Here is a 14657-nt window from a genome sequence, read left to right on the forward strand (position 1 = left end):
TGCATCTAGACTCTTACTGATCAATGCCCTATCCTTGCGCTCGTCACGCATAACAGGAGGTGCGACACCATGACTACTGATAAACCGGAAGAGGCGATGACCTTTGGTGAGTTGTTAGCACTGATTGGTGATCAGCAGCGTCGTTTAACGGTGCTGGAAAATGCCTTTTCCAGTCTGATTTTCTGTCTTGACGATCGTGCCAGCCAGCTGCTGGTGCACAATCTGTCGCTGGAAGCCCAGAATCAAAACCATGATGAACAGCTTCAGCAACATTTTGCCCGTCTGGCAGAATCCCTGCAGAAACGCGTCGGCGGCATCGTGCCAGACAGCCCGGCGCTCTGAACCGGCGGCCTGCCCACTGAATCGTAAAAAAAATGCCTGCCTGCCAGGCATTTTATTTTTTGACTCCTGCCTGTTAAAAGCGAATATTCTGTGAGAAGCTGACTCACGGCATTTTTTAAACAGTGACACCCGGGTTTACTGTTATAATTGTTTCGCTATCGGAATAAAAAAGCCGCATTGAACCTCATCATGCACTTCGTTTAACGAGTAATAAGGAGGTTATAATGGACAGAAGAAAAGACGTTATTCAGACTCACCCGCTGGTGGGCTGGGATATCAGTACCGTTGATAGCTATGACGCCATGATGATCCGCCTGCACTCGCTGTCGTCGCAGGATCAAAAAGAAGAAGAAGCGGATGTTGGCCCCACCTACTGGCTGACAACGGATGTGGCAAGGCAGTTCATCTCGATCCTCGAAGCAGGCATCGCCAAGATTGAATCCGCCGAGCAGATGGAACGACTCCTCAGTAAGCATTAGTTTCAGCCACATCAAAGGGGCACCCTCAGGGGTGCCTTTTTCGTTTCTGTTTCGGTATGCTGTTGATTATCTGACTCTTAGAGCGTAGTTACCATGATTTATGATCTTATCGTCGTTGGCAGCGGCTCAGTAGGTGCGGCGGCTGGCTACTATGCCACCCAGGCAGGCCTCTCGGTATTAATGATCGACAGTGCCCACCCTCCTCACAATCAGGGTACGCATCATGGCGAAAGCCGTCTGATTCGTCACGCTTACGGCGAAGGCGAACGTTATGTGCCGCTGGTACTGCGGGCTCAGATGCTGTGGGATGAACTGGAACAGCGAGCCGGTGAGCGTATTATGCATCGCAGCGGCGTGCTTAACCTCGCCCCTCACGACTCCCCTTTTATCCGCAACGTTATCGACAGCGCAAGCCGCTGGGGGCTTAACATTGAGGTGATGCAGCCCGGGGAAGTGCGTCAGCGCTGGCCACAGATTAACGTACCGGAGGGCTATCTGGGCGTATTTGAGCCGCAGTCGGGCTTCCTGAAATGTGAACAGGCGGTGCGCAGCTGGGTTCAGCTGGCGGAACAGGCAGGCTGTGCCCAGCTGTTCAACTGCCCGGTCTCAGAACTGGGCCGGGATGGCGACCTTCAGCAGGTTACAACGCTGGATGGTGTCTATCGCGGCCGTAAAATGGTGGTCAGCGCCGGTACATGGGTCGGAAAACTCATCCCGAACCTGCCGGTTGCCCCTACCCGTAAGGTGTTTGCCTGGTATCAGGCTGATGGTCGCTACAGCGAGAACAACAGGTTCCCGGGCTTTACCGTCGAGATGCGTGACGGCAGCCAGTTCTATGGCTTTCCGGCCGACAACAACGCCCTGAAAGTGGGTCGTCACGATGGCGGACAGCCGATGCAGCAGCCTGAAGATCGTAAACCCTTCGGTGCCGTGGCGGCAGATGGCAGTGAAGCTTTTGGCTTCCTGCGCCAGTTCTTACCGGGCGTCGGTGTCTGTCTGCATGGTGAAGCGTGCAGCTACGACTTCAGCCCGGATGAAGATTTTATTATTGATACGCTGCCGGGTGAACCCAATCGCCTGCTGATAACCGGACTCAGCGGACACGGCTTCAAATTTGCCAGCGTGCTGGGCGAACTGGCCGCGGAATTTGCGCAGCAGAAACCCTTTTCCTTTGATCTCTCTTCGTTCCGCCTTTCGCGTTTCTGACTCTGCAAACGGATGGCATCACAGGGTGCCATCCTGCTGACAAAGATTGACGCAAGTTGAATTTCCCTGACAAAAATTTGCCCTTATTTCGCCCCGATTGTTCATTTGGGCGGAATGAGGTTGACCATTTTCCCCTCATCAAAATTATTATTCAGTAATATTGCCCATTTCCCTGCCTTTTTATTCAACCTTTTCCGATGATTTTTTGAATTTATAGAAGCGTAAGGGCGATTGCTTTTATATTTCATAATGTGGATGCTTATTTCATATTATTTCTACGTGACGCTCAGATTATGTTATTGCGTAATACACCGCATCAGTTTGGCCGGGTTGCTGTGCTGCTGCACTGGTCGATGGCGCTGGCCATTTATGGCATGTTTGCGCTGGGATTATGGATGGTCGGTCTGGGCTATTACGACAGCTGGTATCACGACGCCCCGGAAATTCATAAAAGTATTGGCGTGCTCCTGTTACTGACGCTGATTATCCGCCTTGTGTGGCGCGTTATTTCGCCGCCGCCCAGGCCCCTGAGCAGCCATTCCCCTCTGGTGCGCATCAGTTCTGTCGTGGCACACCTGTTACTTTATACCCTGCTGCTGGCCATTCTGATCAGCGGCTATCTCATCTCCACCGCCGACGGTAAACCCATCGCCGTGTTCAGCTGGTTTACGCTGCCTGCCCTGTTCAGCGGTGCAGGCGAGCAGGCCGACCTCGCAGGCGATATTCACCTCTGGCTGGCCTGGAGTGTGGTGATCCTGTCGATCCTGCACGGTCTGGCTGCAATAAAACACCATGTTATCGATCGCGATAACACCTTAAAACGGATGTCAGGTTTACGCCTCCCCTTACCCTCTGAAAAGGACAGATAATATGTTGAAGAAAAGTCTGCTGACGATGACCGCGGCCAGCCTGCTGCTCGGTTCCCTGAGTGCCAGTGCCGCTGACTACAAAATTGATAAAGAGGGGCAGCACGCCTTTATTCAGTTTCGCATCCAGCATCTGGGTTACAGCTGGCTCTACGGTACCTTTAAAGATTTCGATGGCCGCTTCACCTTTGATGAGAAGAACCCTGCCGCCGATAAAGTCGAGGTGACGATTAATACCAGCAGCGTGGATACCAACCATGCTGAACGTGACAAACATCTGCGCAGCGCGGATTTCCTGAACAGCAGTAAAAATCCGCAGGCGACTTTTAAATCCACGTCAGTGAAGAAAGAGGGCGATGAATTAGAGATTACCGGCGATCTGACGCTGAACGGCGTCACGAAGCCGGTGACGCTGGAGGCGAAGAAGCTGGGTGAAGGCAAAGATCCGTGGGGTGGTTATCGTGCTGGCTTTGAAGCGGAAGGTGAAATTGCGCTGAAAGATTTCAATATAACGAAAGATCTGGGACCAGCCTCGCAGAAGGTTCAGCTGATGATCTCGGTGGAAGGTGTGCGTCAGTAAAGCCGCAGGCCGCCTGAATCAGCGTTCAGGCGGCCACGTTTACCGCTTTATGACTTCTTCGGCGCGGGAATGGTCATGTTTAACAGGCCACGCGACTTGTTAAAGATTTTATTGCCATTCTCTCGTCCGGCACGACGGGCGCGCTGCTCTTCCGGAGAGAGCTTCGCCTCTTCCTGACAGATCGGACTGCAGCAGTTCTCAAACTTCTCTGCGCAGCTCTTGCACTGAATAAACAGCAGATGACAGCCGTCATTCACGCAGTTGACGTGGGTATCGCAGGGCTCACCGCACTGATGGCAGTTAGCCAGCACATCGTCAGAAATCCGCTCACCCATCCGCTCATCAAAGACAAAGTTTTTGCCTTTGAATCTGACCGGCAAGCCCTGTTCACGGGCGCGGCGGGCGTACTCGATGATGCCACCTTCGATATGATAGACATCTTCAAAACCGTTATGCCGCATCCAGGCACTGGCCTTTTCGCAGCGGATGCCGCCGGTGCAGTACATGACGATCTTTTTATCTTTCTGCTCCCTGAGCATATCCACGGCCATTGGCAGCTGGTCACGGAAGGTGTCTGCCGGCACTTCCAGCGCGTTGTCAAAACGGCCCACTTCATATTCGTAGTGGTTTCGCATATCGACAAACAGCGCGTCCGGATCGTCCAGCATGGCGTTGACTTCCGCCGCTTTCAGGTAGTGACCGACATTGCTTGCGTCGAAGCTGCTGTCCTCAATACCGTCCGCCACGATGCGATCGCGCACTTTCAGGCGCAGTACCCAGAACGACTTTCCATCATCATCCAGAGCAACGTTCATACGCAGGTTGTTCAGCGCCGGATCGAACGCATACAGCCAGGCCTTCATCTTTTCATACTGGCTGGCGGGCACGCTGATCTGCGCGTTGATGCCTTCATGGGCAACATAGACGCGACCAAACACCTTGAGGGCGGTCAGGCCAACATAGAGCGCATCGCGGAAGGCTTTAGGATCGGCAATCTGGAAATACTTATAAAAAGAGACAGTGGTGCGCGGCTCAGTTTCAGCCAGCATGCGCGCCTTCAGCTCTTTATTGGAAACGAGGTTATGTAACACTGGCATGGTGTTCTTTCCTGTTATCAATAGGAGAAAATTAGCGGGCACATGATACCTGATTTCAGGTGTATGCAAAGCGTTGCGTCAGGACCGATAGTCAGTTGCTGTTTTTTCCGGCACTCGCGGCGGCTTTCTCCCCGCTCATTGAGGCCCGGTTCCATCAGCGATATTTAAGCGAACGTTAAAAACTGGCACAATAGTGTAAATCAATGAGATATCAGCACCGCAGGGTGCATGACGCAGGAAAATTAACCTTCACATGACTCAGTTGCCTCAGTTTTCACGAGAACTGCTTCACCCGCGCTATTGGCTGACCTGGCTGGGTATCGCTTTTCTTTATCTTTTGGTGCTCCTTCCTTATCCCCTGCTCTATGTGCTCGGCTGCAATATTGGCCGTATCGCCATGCGCTTTATGAATCGTCGCGTCAGCATCGCCCGACGTAATCTGGAATTAAGTTTTCCGGAGATGCCGGTCAATGAGCGTGAGGCGATGGTGAAACACAATTTCGAATCCGTCGGCATGGGCCTGATTGAAACCGGCATGGCGTGGTTCTGGCCGGACTGGCGTATTAACAAATGGCACAAGCCCTCCGGTCTGGAGCATATTCAGGCCGCGCGCGACAACCAGCGCGGTGTGCTGCTCATCGGCATGCACTTTCTGACGCTGGAGATCGGCGCGCGCATGTTTGGCATCCACAATCCTGGCATTGGCGTCTATCGCCCCAATGACAATAAGCTGATTGACTGGCTGCAGGTCAAAGGTCGCATGCGGTCAAACAAAAGCATGCTCGACCGTAAGGATCTCAAAGGAATGATCCGCGCCCTGAAGCAGGGGGACATTATCTGGTATGCCCCTGACCACGACTATGGCCCGCGCAGCAGCGTCTTTGTGCCCTTCTTTGGCGTGGAAAAGGCGGCAACGACAGTGGGGACCCATCTGCTGATCCGCGCCGGCAACCCCGCAGTCATTCCGTTTGTGCCGCGTCGTCTGCCTGGTGGCCGGGGCTATGAACTGATGATCCTGCCCGACATCCGCAGCGAATTTACGCTGGAAAACGATGAAGTCACCGCAGCCAGGATGAACAAAGTGGTTGAGGAGGGTGTGCTGCTGGCACCTGAGCAATATATGTGGCTGCATCGCCGCTTTAAAACCCGTCCGCAAGGCGAACCCTCCCGCTATTAATCTGCCACGCTAAACGGTCTCGCGGCCGTTTAGCGCCTTTCCTGCTACAATGCTCTGTCCCGATAAATCAATCGCGCGGCTGACCGATATTGCGGCTTCCCGGTTTAACGATCCAGTTATTATCAGATACGCTCGCAGGAGACGCTGATTTCCACCGCATTCAATCAGCCCGGCTTATTTATTACAACTACAGTAAGCCGCCTGCTGCATATTCTGACAGACATTCATCAGATTTTAATTTTTCTGCTTTAATTTGCGCTGGCGCTAATTAATTTTATCACCAGGCCTATTCCTATTTAGCCAGGCTTAATGCTTTCTGGTCGCTTATCAATCCACTAAAATTAACTTAATTAACAAGGGATTGTCATTCAAGCCGCCGACATATTCATTTTTACAAAAATTTAACAGCCCGATATGCCGTTATTGCATTTGAACCTCTTCCGACTTAACGGTAATTTCAGCAGTGACATTCAGGCTTTTAACGACTTCAGCTCAATTATAAAAAAACGATCACACACAGCGAACCTCAGGGGATCCCTAATATGAGTAAAGGTCTCTACTATTACGTCACCATTACGACCGATCAGGAGAACTACCATTTTCTTCATCGTCAGGGATGCAGGCGGATGCCCGGCAAGGAGCAGATGATTTTTATCGGCACCCTGTATAATCTCAGCCAGGCCTTATCCATCGCCAGAATCAATTTTAAGAAAGTTAAACCCTGCATCAAATGCTGTATTCGCTACGCGGCACCGGTTATTCATGAGTCGGTACAGCCGGTTCTGCACTTCCCGCAAAAAATGCGTTAATCCCGCTGCTGGCGGGAAATGGTTTATTTCCCGCCAGTTACACGCCCCCGCCCTTTCCCTCCGGCAAATTTCGTCTATTCTTCACTGAAATCAAGTGAACCCGGTAAGGAGAAGATCGATGAGCATGTACAGTACCTTAGAGGAAGCGATTGATGCTGCACGTGAGGAGTTTCTCGCAAACAACCCTGAAGTGGATGAAGAAGAGGCGTCGGTCAGCCAGTTCGGCCTGCAAAAGTACGTGATGCAGGATGGCGATATCATGTGGCAGGCTGAGTTCCTGGTCGACGAAGGTGACGCAGGCGAATGCCTTCCTTACCGCACCGGTGAAGCTGCTCAGGCTATTTTTGACGCTGATTTTGACGAAGTGGAACTGCGTCAGGAGTGGTTAGCGGAAAACACCCTGCACGAGTGGGACGATGGCGAGTTCCAGCTGGAGCCGCCGCTCGACACCGAAGAGGGTGAAGCCGCGGCTCAGGAGTGGGAAGATGATAACAGCGACTCCGATCGCGGTTATTCGTAAGGACCATGGCTGGCATCCACTGGCAACAGCAGGGTGTCCAGCACCAGCGACAGGGGCAGATCAAGGATGGTCAGCACCCGCCATCCGCTGTCGCGTACATCCCACTGTACGCCCGGATAGTACTGATTACCGTGTCCCTGTCCGGGCACGGTTCGGCTGATAATACTGCCGCATCCGCTTAAGCAGAGCACCGCGAGAGCGATAACACCTGCCTTTAAAACTCGTTTCACCACAAACCCGCCTTTACCTGCCCCAGAGAGTGTCACGCGCGGCATGCGGTGACGGCCTGCGAGTAAATTATCATCCCCGCCCTGTTTTCATCCCATAAAAAAAGCGGCATCGCTGCCGCTTTTTCAGATTACGCGTTTTTTGCCAGCGCGTTAGGGTTGAGCGTCAGTTTCTGATAACTCTCTACCCACTGGTGATACTTCTCCGCATTTTCCCACAGTCGGGTATGGACGCGGGCCAGCACCACCGGATCGCTGATCAGCTGCAGACGCTGGTCGCGGCTGAGTTTTTCCGGTGCATCGCTCAGCGCCTGATCGACACGACGGTCGCGGGCGTAGTCGAGTAACTGACTCTGCCGGTGACGTGAAGTCGCCAGCGCTGTCGCCAGCGCGTTAAACGCCGGATGGAACAGCGCGTGCATAAAGCCGTTCTCCAGTACACGCTCGCGGTTGAGCTGCAGATAGCGGTCGGTGTCCACCAGCTCCTGCGGCGGTGAAGACTCTTCCGGGATCAGGAACAGCTTCGCGCGCTTGCTCTTCAGGCCCAGCGTTGCACGGCTCGACATCACCGACACAAACGGTGACAGGATCAGGGAGAAGACGATCGGTGCCAGCCACCACAGGAAGTTGAGATCCAGCAGTCCCATACCAATTGCCCACACCAGACCCAGTGCCATCTGTGAACCGTGACGTTTAAACGCCTCGCCCCATGGCGTCGCATCGTCATCACGCTGTGGGGAGTTCCAGACGACTTCCCAGCCAAGGAAGGCGCTGACCACAAACACGGTGTGGAACAGCATGCGCACCGGGGCCAGCAGCACCGAAAACAGCGTTTCCAGCACCAGTGACAACAGCACGCGCAGTGCGCCACCGTAAGGCTTCGCCCCTTTAAACCAGATCAGCACCACGCTCAGCAGCTTCGGCAGGAACAGAAGCACCATCGTGGTCGAGAACAGCGCTATCGCCAGCTCCGGACGCCACTGCGGCCAGACCGGGAAGAGCTGTCGCGGCTGCAGGAAGTAGGTCGGCTCCATAAGCGTATGCACGACCTGCAGGGCCGTGGAAAGCGCCAGGAACAGGAACCACAGCGGAGCTGACAGGTAGGACATCACGCCGGTCAGGAACACCGCGCGGTGAACCGGGTGCATCCCTTTTACCAGGAACAGACGGAAGTTCATCAGGTTACCGTGGCACCAGCGGCGGTCACGCTTCAGCTCATCCAGCAGGTTCGGCGGCAGTTCTTCATAAGAGCCCGGCAGGTCATAGGCGATCCAGACGCCCCAGCCGGCACGACGCATCAGTGCCGCCTCGACGAAGTCATGCGACATAATCGAGCCCGCAAACGACCCTTCGCCCGGTAGTGGCGCCAGCGCACAGTGCTCGATGAAGGGTTTCACGCGGATAATGGCGTTGTGACCCCAGTAGTGCGACTCGCCCAGCTGCCAGAAGTGCAGACCGGCGGTAAACAGCGGACCATAGACGCGGGTCGCGAACTGCTGACAGCGCGCATAGAGCGTATCCATTCCTGAGGCTTTCGGCGACGACTGGATGATCCCGGCGTTCGGGTTAGCCTCCATCATACGCACCAGGCCGGTCAGGCACTCGCCACTCATGACGCTATCGGCATCCAGCACGACCATGTAGCTGTAGTTGCTGCCCCAGCGACGACAGAAGTCATCGATGTTTCCGCTTTTACGCTTCACACGACGACGGCGACGGCGATAGAAGATCTTGCCTGCCCCACCGACGTCACGGACCAGTTCCATCCAGGCTTTCTGTTCGGCAACGGCGATATCCGCATCGTAGCTGTCACTGAGGATGTAGACGTCAAAGTGCTCTGCGTTACCGGTGCGAACCACTGACTCCCAGGTCGCACGCAGACCGGCGTAAACACGCTCAACGTCTTCATTACAGATCGGCATAATCAGCGCGGTGCGATGCGCCGGATTCAGCGGCTCATCCCCGACCGTGGAGTAGGAGATGCTGTATTTATCGCGCCCGATCAGCAGCTGCAGGAAGCCCATCAGGGCGGTCCAGAAACCGGCTGACACCCAGCAGAACAGAATGGCAAACAGGAACAGGATGCCGGTCTGCAGCACATACGGCAGGATCTGCATCACTGACTGCTGCCAGTTCTGGTTGATCATCTCCATCGGGTCCAGCAGCGTCCAGCCCTGATAGGGCAGAATGCTCTTCATGTACCAGGTGGCGACCACGGTCTGGAAAATCGTCAGGATCAGCAGAATGTAGCGACGAATCGAACCGACATGACGCCACTTCTCTTCGGCTCGCTGCTCTTCCGCACTGGCGTAGCGCGGCACAGATTTGCGTCCACGCAGAGAGTCCCAGGCGCGGGCAACCGGGTTGGTGCGCCACGCTTCCGGGAACATCAGTGAACGTTTGACTTTGGGCATCGCCTTCAGCGTGGTGCGGTCGAGGTAATCTTTACCTAGCTGCTGACCGCCCGCCAGTGCATCGGGCCAGGCCATTTCCACCCGCGATGAGACCGATTTTAACGGCGCATCGTCGGGACGGTCACTGGCTGCGACATCCCTGCCCAGCACATCATGAATGAAGTGGAACGCACTGGCATTCTGCAATGAGACGCTCAGGCGAGACTTCCCTGCCGCATCCAGCGGCAGAGATTCCACATAACGTTGAGGTGTAAAAGTCGATTTATTCATTGGCAGGTAACTGATAGCTCCAGGTTTCCGTCAATGTCTTGTCGCCGCTAACCAGCGCCGCACGCATTTCGGTGGACTGCTTGGCATCTTTCACACGCAGACGCAACACCAGACGCCAGCCTTTAGTGACCGGGTTATAACGTACGCTCTGCTCAACCACTTCAGCGTTTTTACCGACGCTGACCTGCGGGGTCACCTGACTGTTTTCCGCCATCTTACTCATGTCTTTACCCACGAAGTCGATGGTGAAAGCCACGGTGCCATCCGGCTGACGCACCAGGTTCGACTGCTTCACGTCACCCGCTGAGCGCAGGGTGTTTTTGACCCAGGCAATGTCATCCGAGTGCAGCTGCTTCTCGTCGCGCGAGAAGTGCAGGCGATATTTGAAGTTCATCTCTTTGCCAGGCTCTGGCAGCGTCTCCGGCGTCCAGAACGCAACGATGTTATCATTGGTTTCATCGGCCGTCGGGATCTCAACCAGTTCAACCCGGCCTTTACCCCAGTCGCCTAATGGCTCCACCCAGCCGCTTGGGCGCAGGTCATAGCGGTCATCCAGATCCTGATAGTTGCTGAAGTCACGCCCGCGCTGCAGCAGACCAAAGCCTTTCGGATTCTCGATGGTGTAGGTGCTCACCGCCAGATGACGCGGGTTGTTCAGCGGACGCCAGATCCACTCTCCGTTGCCATTGTGGATAGAGAGGCCGTCAGAGTCATGCAGCGCCGGACGGAAGTTATTCACTGTCGATGGCTGGTTCTGGCCAAACAGGAACATACTGGTCAGCGGAGCAATACCCAGTTTGCCGACGTTATCACGCAGGTAAACTTTGGACTGCACATCCACGGTAGAGGCTTCACCCGGACGCAGCACGAAGCGATACGCACCCGTCGCACGAGGTGAATCGAGCAGCGCATAGATCACCAGCTGTTTGTCCTGAGGTTTCGGACGCTCAATCCAGAACTCTTTGAAACGCGGGAACTCTTCACCGGACGGCAATGCCGTGTCGATGGCGAGTCCACGCGCCGACAGGCCATAGACCTGACCGGCACCGATTACACGGAAATAGCTGGCGCCCAGGAAGCTGGCGATCTCATCGTTTTTACCCTTGTTATTAAGCGGGTAAAGCACTTTGAAACCGGCAAAACCGAGGTTTTTAACGGCGTCAGCGTCATGTTTTACGTTACCGAAATTGAAATAATCGGGGCTGTATTTGATCTCACGCACCGCGCTGGCGGTCACTTCGTTGATCTGCACCGGGGTATCGAAATACATCCCCTGGTGATAGAACTCCAGCTTGAACGGCGTGCGCAGTTTGCCCCAGTACGCTTTATCGTGGTTAAACTGGATCTGCTGATAGTCAGCAAATTTCATTTCACGAAATTGAGAGGGTAAATTGCTTTTAGGCGCTTCGAAGCTTTTCCCTGCCAACGCTTTGGCTTGTGTGGCAACATCATCAATGTTAAACGCCCAACTGTTATTGGCATATAACGCCAGCAGAACCGCAGTACCAATCCAGCGTACCTTCATCAGTCCGGCTTTATTTTTTCTTTAGTCAGCACATCCCCCCCTTTCGTGTGCTTAAATCAAACCCGTTTATCTTAAAGGATTATTCGGTTTTCCGACAGCTTATGCGCAACATTGTTCCCGCATTTCGTCAGGCTTAACGCTACTTTTAGGACAATTAGACACTACGGATTCCACTGATAGTATACCCGGTTTATGGCAGGTAGAATTTTACCCGGACATAATCCGGTTTCAGGGTGAAACTGGCTAACCGTACTAACGAACTGGAACTTTATGAGTACTGTAAAACCTGAACGTGAATATTTCCTCGACTCTATCCGCGCCTACCTGATGTTACTGGGGGTACCGTTTCACGTTTCCCTCATCTACTCCGCGCAGAAATGGGCAGTGAACAGCCAGGAAGCCTCGTTATGGCTGACGCTGCTGAATGATTTTATTCATGCATTTCGCATGCAGGTGTTCTTTGTTATCTCGGGTTATTTCTCCTACATGCTCTATCTGCGCTATCAGCCGCGGCGTTTCCTGAAGGTGCGTCTGGAGCGCGTCGGGATCCCCATGCTCACTGCGGTGCCGCTGATTACGCTGCCACAATTTTTCATGCTGAAAGCCTGGACAGATAAGCTGGCCGACTGGCCCCGCTTCACCCCCTATCAGAAGTTCAATAACCTAATGTGGGAGCTGATTTCACACCTGTGGTTTCTGGTGGTGCTGGTGATGCTGACTACGCTGGGTATGGTGACGTTTCGCTGGCTGCGCGACCAGCACCGCGCCATCGACTACACGCGGGTCGGCTGGGGTACGCTGACGGTGGGTGTACTGGCCTGGGCCCTGCTCTGGTGTGTGTTCCGCCGTCTGGTGTTTATCTTCCAGCCCGCCTGGCTGATGGATGGTCTGTTCAATATCATCGTGATGCAGACGCTCTTCTACCTGCCCTTCTTTATGCTGGGCGCACTGGCGTGGAAACACCCGCCGCTGAAAGCGCTGTTTGTGCGGTTTAATCCGGTAATGTGGATTGGCGCGCTGCTGCTGTTTATCGCCTACTGCACCAATCAGCGTCTGAGCAGTGGCGATGGCTGGCTGTATGAGCTGGATGCGCTGATTACCACGCTGATGGGTCTCTGTATGCTGAATGTCTGCTTCTGCTTTGGTCATAAGCTGCTGAATTCGCATTCGCCGCGCATTATGTATCTGGTTAATGCGTCGCTGTTTATCTATCTGGTGCACCATCCGCTGACGCTGCTGTATGGCATTTATGTCACGCCACGGATTGAAAACAACACGCTGGGGTTCTTTGTCGGCTTACTAATGGTGTTTGGCATCGCGTTTCTGCTGTATGAGATCCACCTGCGCATTCCACTGCTGCGGTTCCTGTTTTCGGGGAAGTTTGAGCGTAAAGAGGTCTGACGAAGCATGGGAGACAGGGCGCACCGGCTTTCATCGTCGGGCGCCTGGTGAGCAGGCTCAGGGAGGCTGTACCTTACGCAAAGACGCAAGACCGCCATCCCTGGCAGGCTCAGCGCGGGCCATCCCTGGCCCGCTATGCTTTGCTACAGGTACAGCCTCCCATCGCTTTACGTCGGACAGTCGCCTGTAAGAGTCCCGCCCTGAAGTAATGGTCGCCATGAAGCAACGCCTCCGGGATGAGCCTGCGCATGTGCCTGTGCAGGTGCGCACGCAGGCGCAGGCTTACAGCAGCCACTCAATCGGCAGTCGCCACACCAGCCGCACCTGCAGTCGTTGCCACCAGGAGCAGTCCGGTTCGTGCTTATGCACAATCTGCTGCGGCTCATCCGGATACTCCAGCCAGTTCACCCGCCCCCACTTATCCAGCCGCAGTGTCCAGGCCCGATCACGCATCGACTGACTGAAGCGCTGGTGCGTTTCTCCGGCCAGTGCCGCACTCTCAATCACCAGCCCCATTTCAGTATTCAGCACCGCTGAGCGCGGATCGAAGTTAAAGGAGCCGATAAACAACGTCTTTTGATCCACCGAGAACGTTTTTGCGTGCAGGCTGGAGCCCGAGTTACCGGTTAACCCCCGGTCGTGCGGCGCATCCTGCATGGCCGCCTGCGGTTTCAGCTCATAAAGCGCAATGCCGTGACGCAGCAGCTTTTTGCGCCACCGGGCGTAACCGGCATGAACAATCGACACGTCATTGGCCGCCAGCGAATTGGTCAGAATGGCGATCTTCACTCCTTTGCGTTTCAGCGCCAGCAGCTGAGCAACGCCCGCGCGGGTCGGCACAAAGTAAGCTGAGATAATATCGAACTGCTCTTGTGGCGTGCCAATCACCTCCAGCATACGCTGCGGCAGCAGGCTTTTCGCGCGCGCCTTACCCAGCCCCTTGCGCGGGTCATCACTCAGCAGACGCGCTTTTGCCCAGGTCAGATCCAGCGTGCCCTGCGCCATCTCCTGCAGCAGCGACGCGTTTTCCAGCCGCTGAAGATAGCGCTGCACCGGCTCACTGTGACGCCATTCGGCGGGCAGGCTCACGCTATCCTCGTCCGGTTCATCATCATCCAGCACCTGCTGCAGCGGCGCGACCGGCTTACTGTGCCAGTAGCGTTCAAAATCCCCGGCCACCTCGCTGACCACCGGCCCAATCGCCATGACGTCGAGATCGGCAAACAGCGGCTCATTACCGGTGCCAAAATATTCATCGCCAATGTTGCGCCCGCCCACAATGGTGGTAACACCATCCACGGTAAAGCTTTTGTTGTGCATCCGCCGGTTCAGACGGGCGAAGTCAGTGAGATAGCCCAGTGCGCGCAGGGTGCGAAAAGAGAAAGGATTGAAGAGCCGCACCTCAATATTGGGGTGGCGGTTGAGCTGAGCAAGGGTGTCATCCAGGCCAGGCGTATTGTTATCATCCAGCAGCAGTCGTACCTTTACGCCGCGGCGCGCCGCCTCCAGCATGGCGCTGAACAGCAGGCGGCCAGAGAGATCGTTTTGCCAGATGTAGTACTGAATATCGAGTGACCGCGCCGCCTTTTGCATCAGCAGATAGCGTGCAGCGAACGCATCCAGCCCGTCGCTGAGGGGATGGATGCCGCTCAGCCCCGGATGGCGCTGACACTGAGGGGCCAGCTTTGTTTCCAGCCAGCTGGCAGGCTCCGGTGAGTGGGCAAGTTCAAACGCTTCGGTCATG

At 54.8% G+C, this 14657-nt stretch carries 14 protein-coding genes; 9 read left to right on the top strand and 5 right to left on the bottom strand.

The window, feature by feature from the left end; translation table 11 throughout:
- The first annotated feature begins 69 nt into the window (after positions 1 to 69).
- From S7A_RS12060 to S7A_RS12080, 5 genes are all read left to right on the top strand, one after another.
- Positions 70 to 342 (top strand): hypothetical protein, encoded by a 273-nt coding sequence (locus tag S7A_RS12060; protein ID WP_009090903.1) that lies wholly within the window; start codon positions 70 to 72, stop codon positions 340 to 342.
- A gap of 224 nt (positions 343 to 566) precedes the next feature.
- Positions 567 to 821 (top strand): biofilm formation regulator BssS, encoded by a 255-nt coding sequence (gene bssS / locus S7A_RS12065; protein ID WP_009090905.1) that lies wholly within the window; start codon positions 567 to 569, stop codon positions 819 to 821.
- A 93-nt stretch (positions 822 to 914) separates the two neighbouring features.
- Positions 915 to 2027, top strand: a complete 1113-nt coding sequence (gene solA / locus S7A_RS12070) for an N-methyl-L-tryptophan oxidase (protein ID WP_009090906.1) — start codon at positions 915 to 917, stop codon at positions 2025 to 2027.
- Between the two features lie 293 nt (positions 2028 to 2320).
- Complete coding sequence (locus tag S7A_RS12075; RefSeq protein WP_033736338.1) at positions 2321 to 2896, top strand: cytochrome b; 576 nt, start codon at positions 2321 to 2323, stop codon at positions 2894 to 2896.
- A 4-nt stretch (positions 2897 to 2900) separates the two neighbouring features.
- Complete coding sequence (locus S7A_RS12080) at positions 2901 to 3473, top strand: YceI family protein (RefSeq protein ID WP_009090908.1); 573 nt, start codon at positions 2901 to 2903, stop codon at positions 3471 to 3473.
- A 47-nt stretch (positions 3474 to 3520) separates the two neighbouring features.
- Here S7A_RS12080 and S7A_RS12085 read toward each other — a convergent pair whose 3' ends face one another.
- Complete coding sequence (locus tag S7A_RS12085; RefSeq protein WP_009090909.1) at positions 3521 to 4570, bottom strand: rhodanese-related sulfurtransferase; 1050 nt, start codon at positions 4568 to 4570, stop codon at positions 3521 to 3523.
- Between the two features lie 253 nt (positions 4571 to 4823).
- Between S7A_RS12085 and S7A_RS12090 the strand changes: the two genes are divergently transcribed.
- The 3 genes from S7A_RS12090 to S7A_RS12100 all read left to right on the top strand — a co-directional run bounded on the left by S7A_RS12090 (position 4824) and on the right by S7A_RS12100 (position 7076).
- Positions 4824 to 5747, top strand: a complete 924-nt coding sequence (locus S7A_RS12090; protein ID WP_009090910.1) for a Kdo(2)-lipid IV(A) acyltransferase — start codon at positions 4824 to 4826, stop codon at positions 5745 to 5747.
- Between the two features lie 542 nt (positions 5748 to 6289).
- Positions 6290 to 6556, top strand: a complete 267-nt coding sequence (locus S7A_RS12095; RefSeq protein WP_009090911.1) for a hypothetical protein — start codon at positions 6290 to 6292, stop codon at positions 6554 to 6556.
- Positions 6557 to 6674: 118 nt separating this feature from the next.
- Complete coding sequence (locus S7A_RS12100) at positions 6675 to 7076, top strand: MysB family protein (protein ID WP_009090912.1); 402 nt, start codon at positions 6675 to 6677, stop codon at positions 7074 to 7076.
- On the opposite strand, the gene S7A_RS12105 is transcribed toward S7A_RS12100, so the two are convergent.
- The 3 genes from S7A_RS12105 to S7A_RS12115 form a co-directional block, all read right to left on the bottom strand.
- Complete coding sequence (locus S7A_RS12105; protein WP_033736571.1) at positions 7067 to 7306, bottom strand: YceK/YidQ family lipoprotein; 240 nt, start codon at positions 7304 to 7306, stop codon at positions 7067 to 7069. The genes S7A_RS12100 and S7A_RS12105 overlap by 10 nt on opposite strands.
- Positions 7307 to 7434: 128 nt before the next feature.
- Complete coding sequence (gene mdoH / locus S7A_RS12110) at positions 7435 to 9987, bottom strand: glucans biosynthesis glucosyltransferase MdoH (protein WP_009090914.1); 2553 nt, start codon at positions 9985 to 9987, stop codon at positions 7435 to 7437.
- Entirely contained in the window at positions 9980 to 11515 is a 1536-nt protein-coding gene (locus tag S7A_RS12115) for a glucan biosynthesis protein G (protein WP_181161904.1), read from the bottom strand. The genes mdoH and S7A_RS12115 overlap by 8 nt, the downstream gene beginning before the upstream one ends.
- Before the next feature lie 267 nt (positions 11516 to 11782).
- On the opposite strand from S7A_RS12115, the gene mdoC reads away from it, so the two are divergent.
- Positions 11783 to 12913: a glucans biosynthesis protein MdoC gene (gene mdoC / locus S7A_RS12120; protein WP_009090916.1), complete on the top strand. Its 1131-nt coding sequence runs from the start codon at positions 11783 to 11785 to the stop codon at positions 12911 to 12913.
- Between the two features lie 282 nt (positions 12914 to 13195).
- Here mdoC and S7A_RS12125 read toward each other — a convergent pair whose 3' ends face one another.
- The gene (locus S7A_RS12125; protein WP_009090917.1) at positions 13196 to 14656 is read right to left on the bottom strand and encodes a phospholipase D family protein; all 1461 of its coding nucleotides are present in this window, start codon (positions 14654 to 14656) and stop codon (positions 13196 to 13198) included.
- Between the last annotated feature and the right edge of the window lies 1 nt (position 14657).

It is taken from the genome of Pantoea sp. Sc1 (genome assembly GCF_000255315.1).
Lineage (GTDB): Bacteria > Pseudomonadota > Gammaproteobacteria > Enterobacterales > Enterobacteriaceae > Pantoea > Pantoea anthophila.

What these genes read in the sequence shown, in the direction of transcription:
- S7A_RS12060 (WP_009090903.1), top strand. Translation starts at nt 70, where the DNA reads ATGACTACTGATAAACCGGAAGAGGCGATGACCTTTGGTGAGTTGTTA.
- bssS (WP_009090905.1), top strand. Translation starts at nt 567, where the DNA reads ATGGACAGAAGAAAAGACGTTATTCAGACTCACCCGCTGGTGGGCTGG.
- solA (WP_009090906.1), top strand. Translation starts at nt 915, where the DNA reads ATGATTTATGATCTTATCGTCGTTGGCAGCGGCTCAGTAGGTGCGGCG.
- S7A_RS12075 (WP_033736338.1), top strand. Translation starts at nt 2,321, where the DNA reads ATGTTATTGCGTAATACACCGCATCAGTTTGGCCGGGTTGCTGTGCTG.
- S7A_RS12085 (WP_009090909.1), bottom strand. Translation starts at nt 4,570, where the DNA reads ATGCCAGTGTTACATAACCTCGTTTCCAATAAAGAGCTGAAGGCGCGC.
- S7A_RS12090 (WP_009090910.1), top strand. Translation starts at nt 4,824, where the DNA reads ATGACTCAGTTGCCTCAGTTTTCACGAGAACTGCTTCACCCGCGCTAT.
- S7A_RS12095 (WP_009090911.1), top strand. Translation starts at nt 6,290, where the DNA reads ATGAGTAAAGGTCTCTACTATTACGTCACCATTACGACCGATCAGGAG.
- S7A_RS12100 (WP_009090912.1), top strand. Translation starts at nt 6,675, where the DNA reads ATGAGCATGTACAGTACCTTAGAGGAAGCGATTGATGCTGCACGTGAG.
- mdoH (WP_009090914.1), bottom strand. Translation starts at nt 9,987, where the DNA reads ATGAATAAATCGACTTTTACACCTCAACGTTATGTGGAATCTCTGCCG.
- mdoC (WP_009090916.1), top strand. Translation starts at nt 11,783, where the DNA reads ATGAGTACTGTAAAACCTGAACGTGAATATTTCCTCGACTCTATCCGC.
- S7A_RS12125 (WP_009090917.1), bottom strand. Translation starts at nt 14,656, where the DNA reads ATGACCGAAGCGTTTGAACTTGCCCACTCACCGGAGCCTGCCAGCTGG.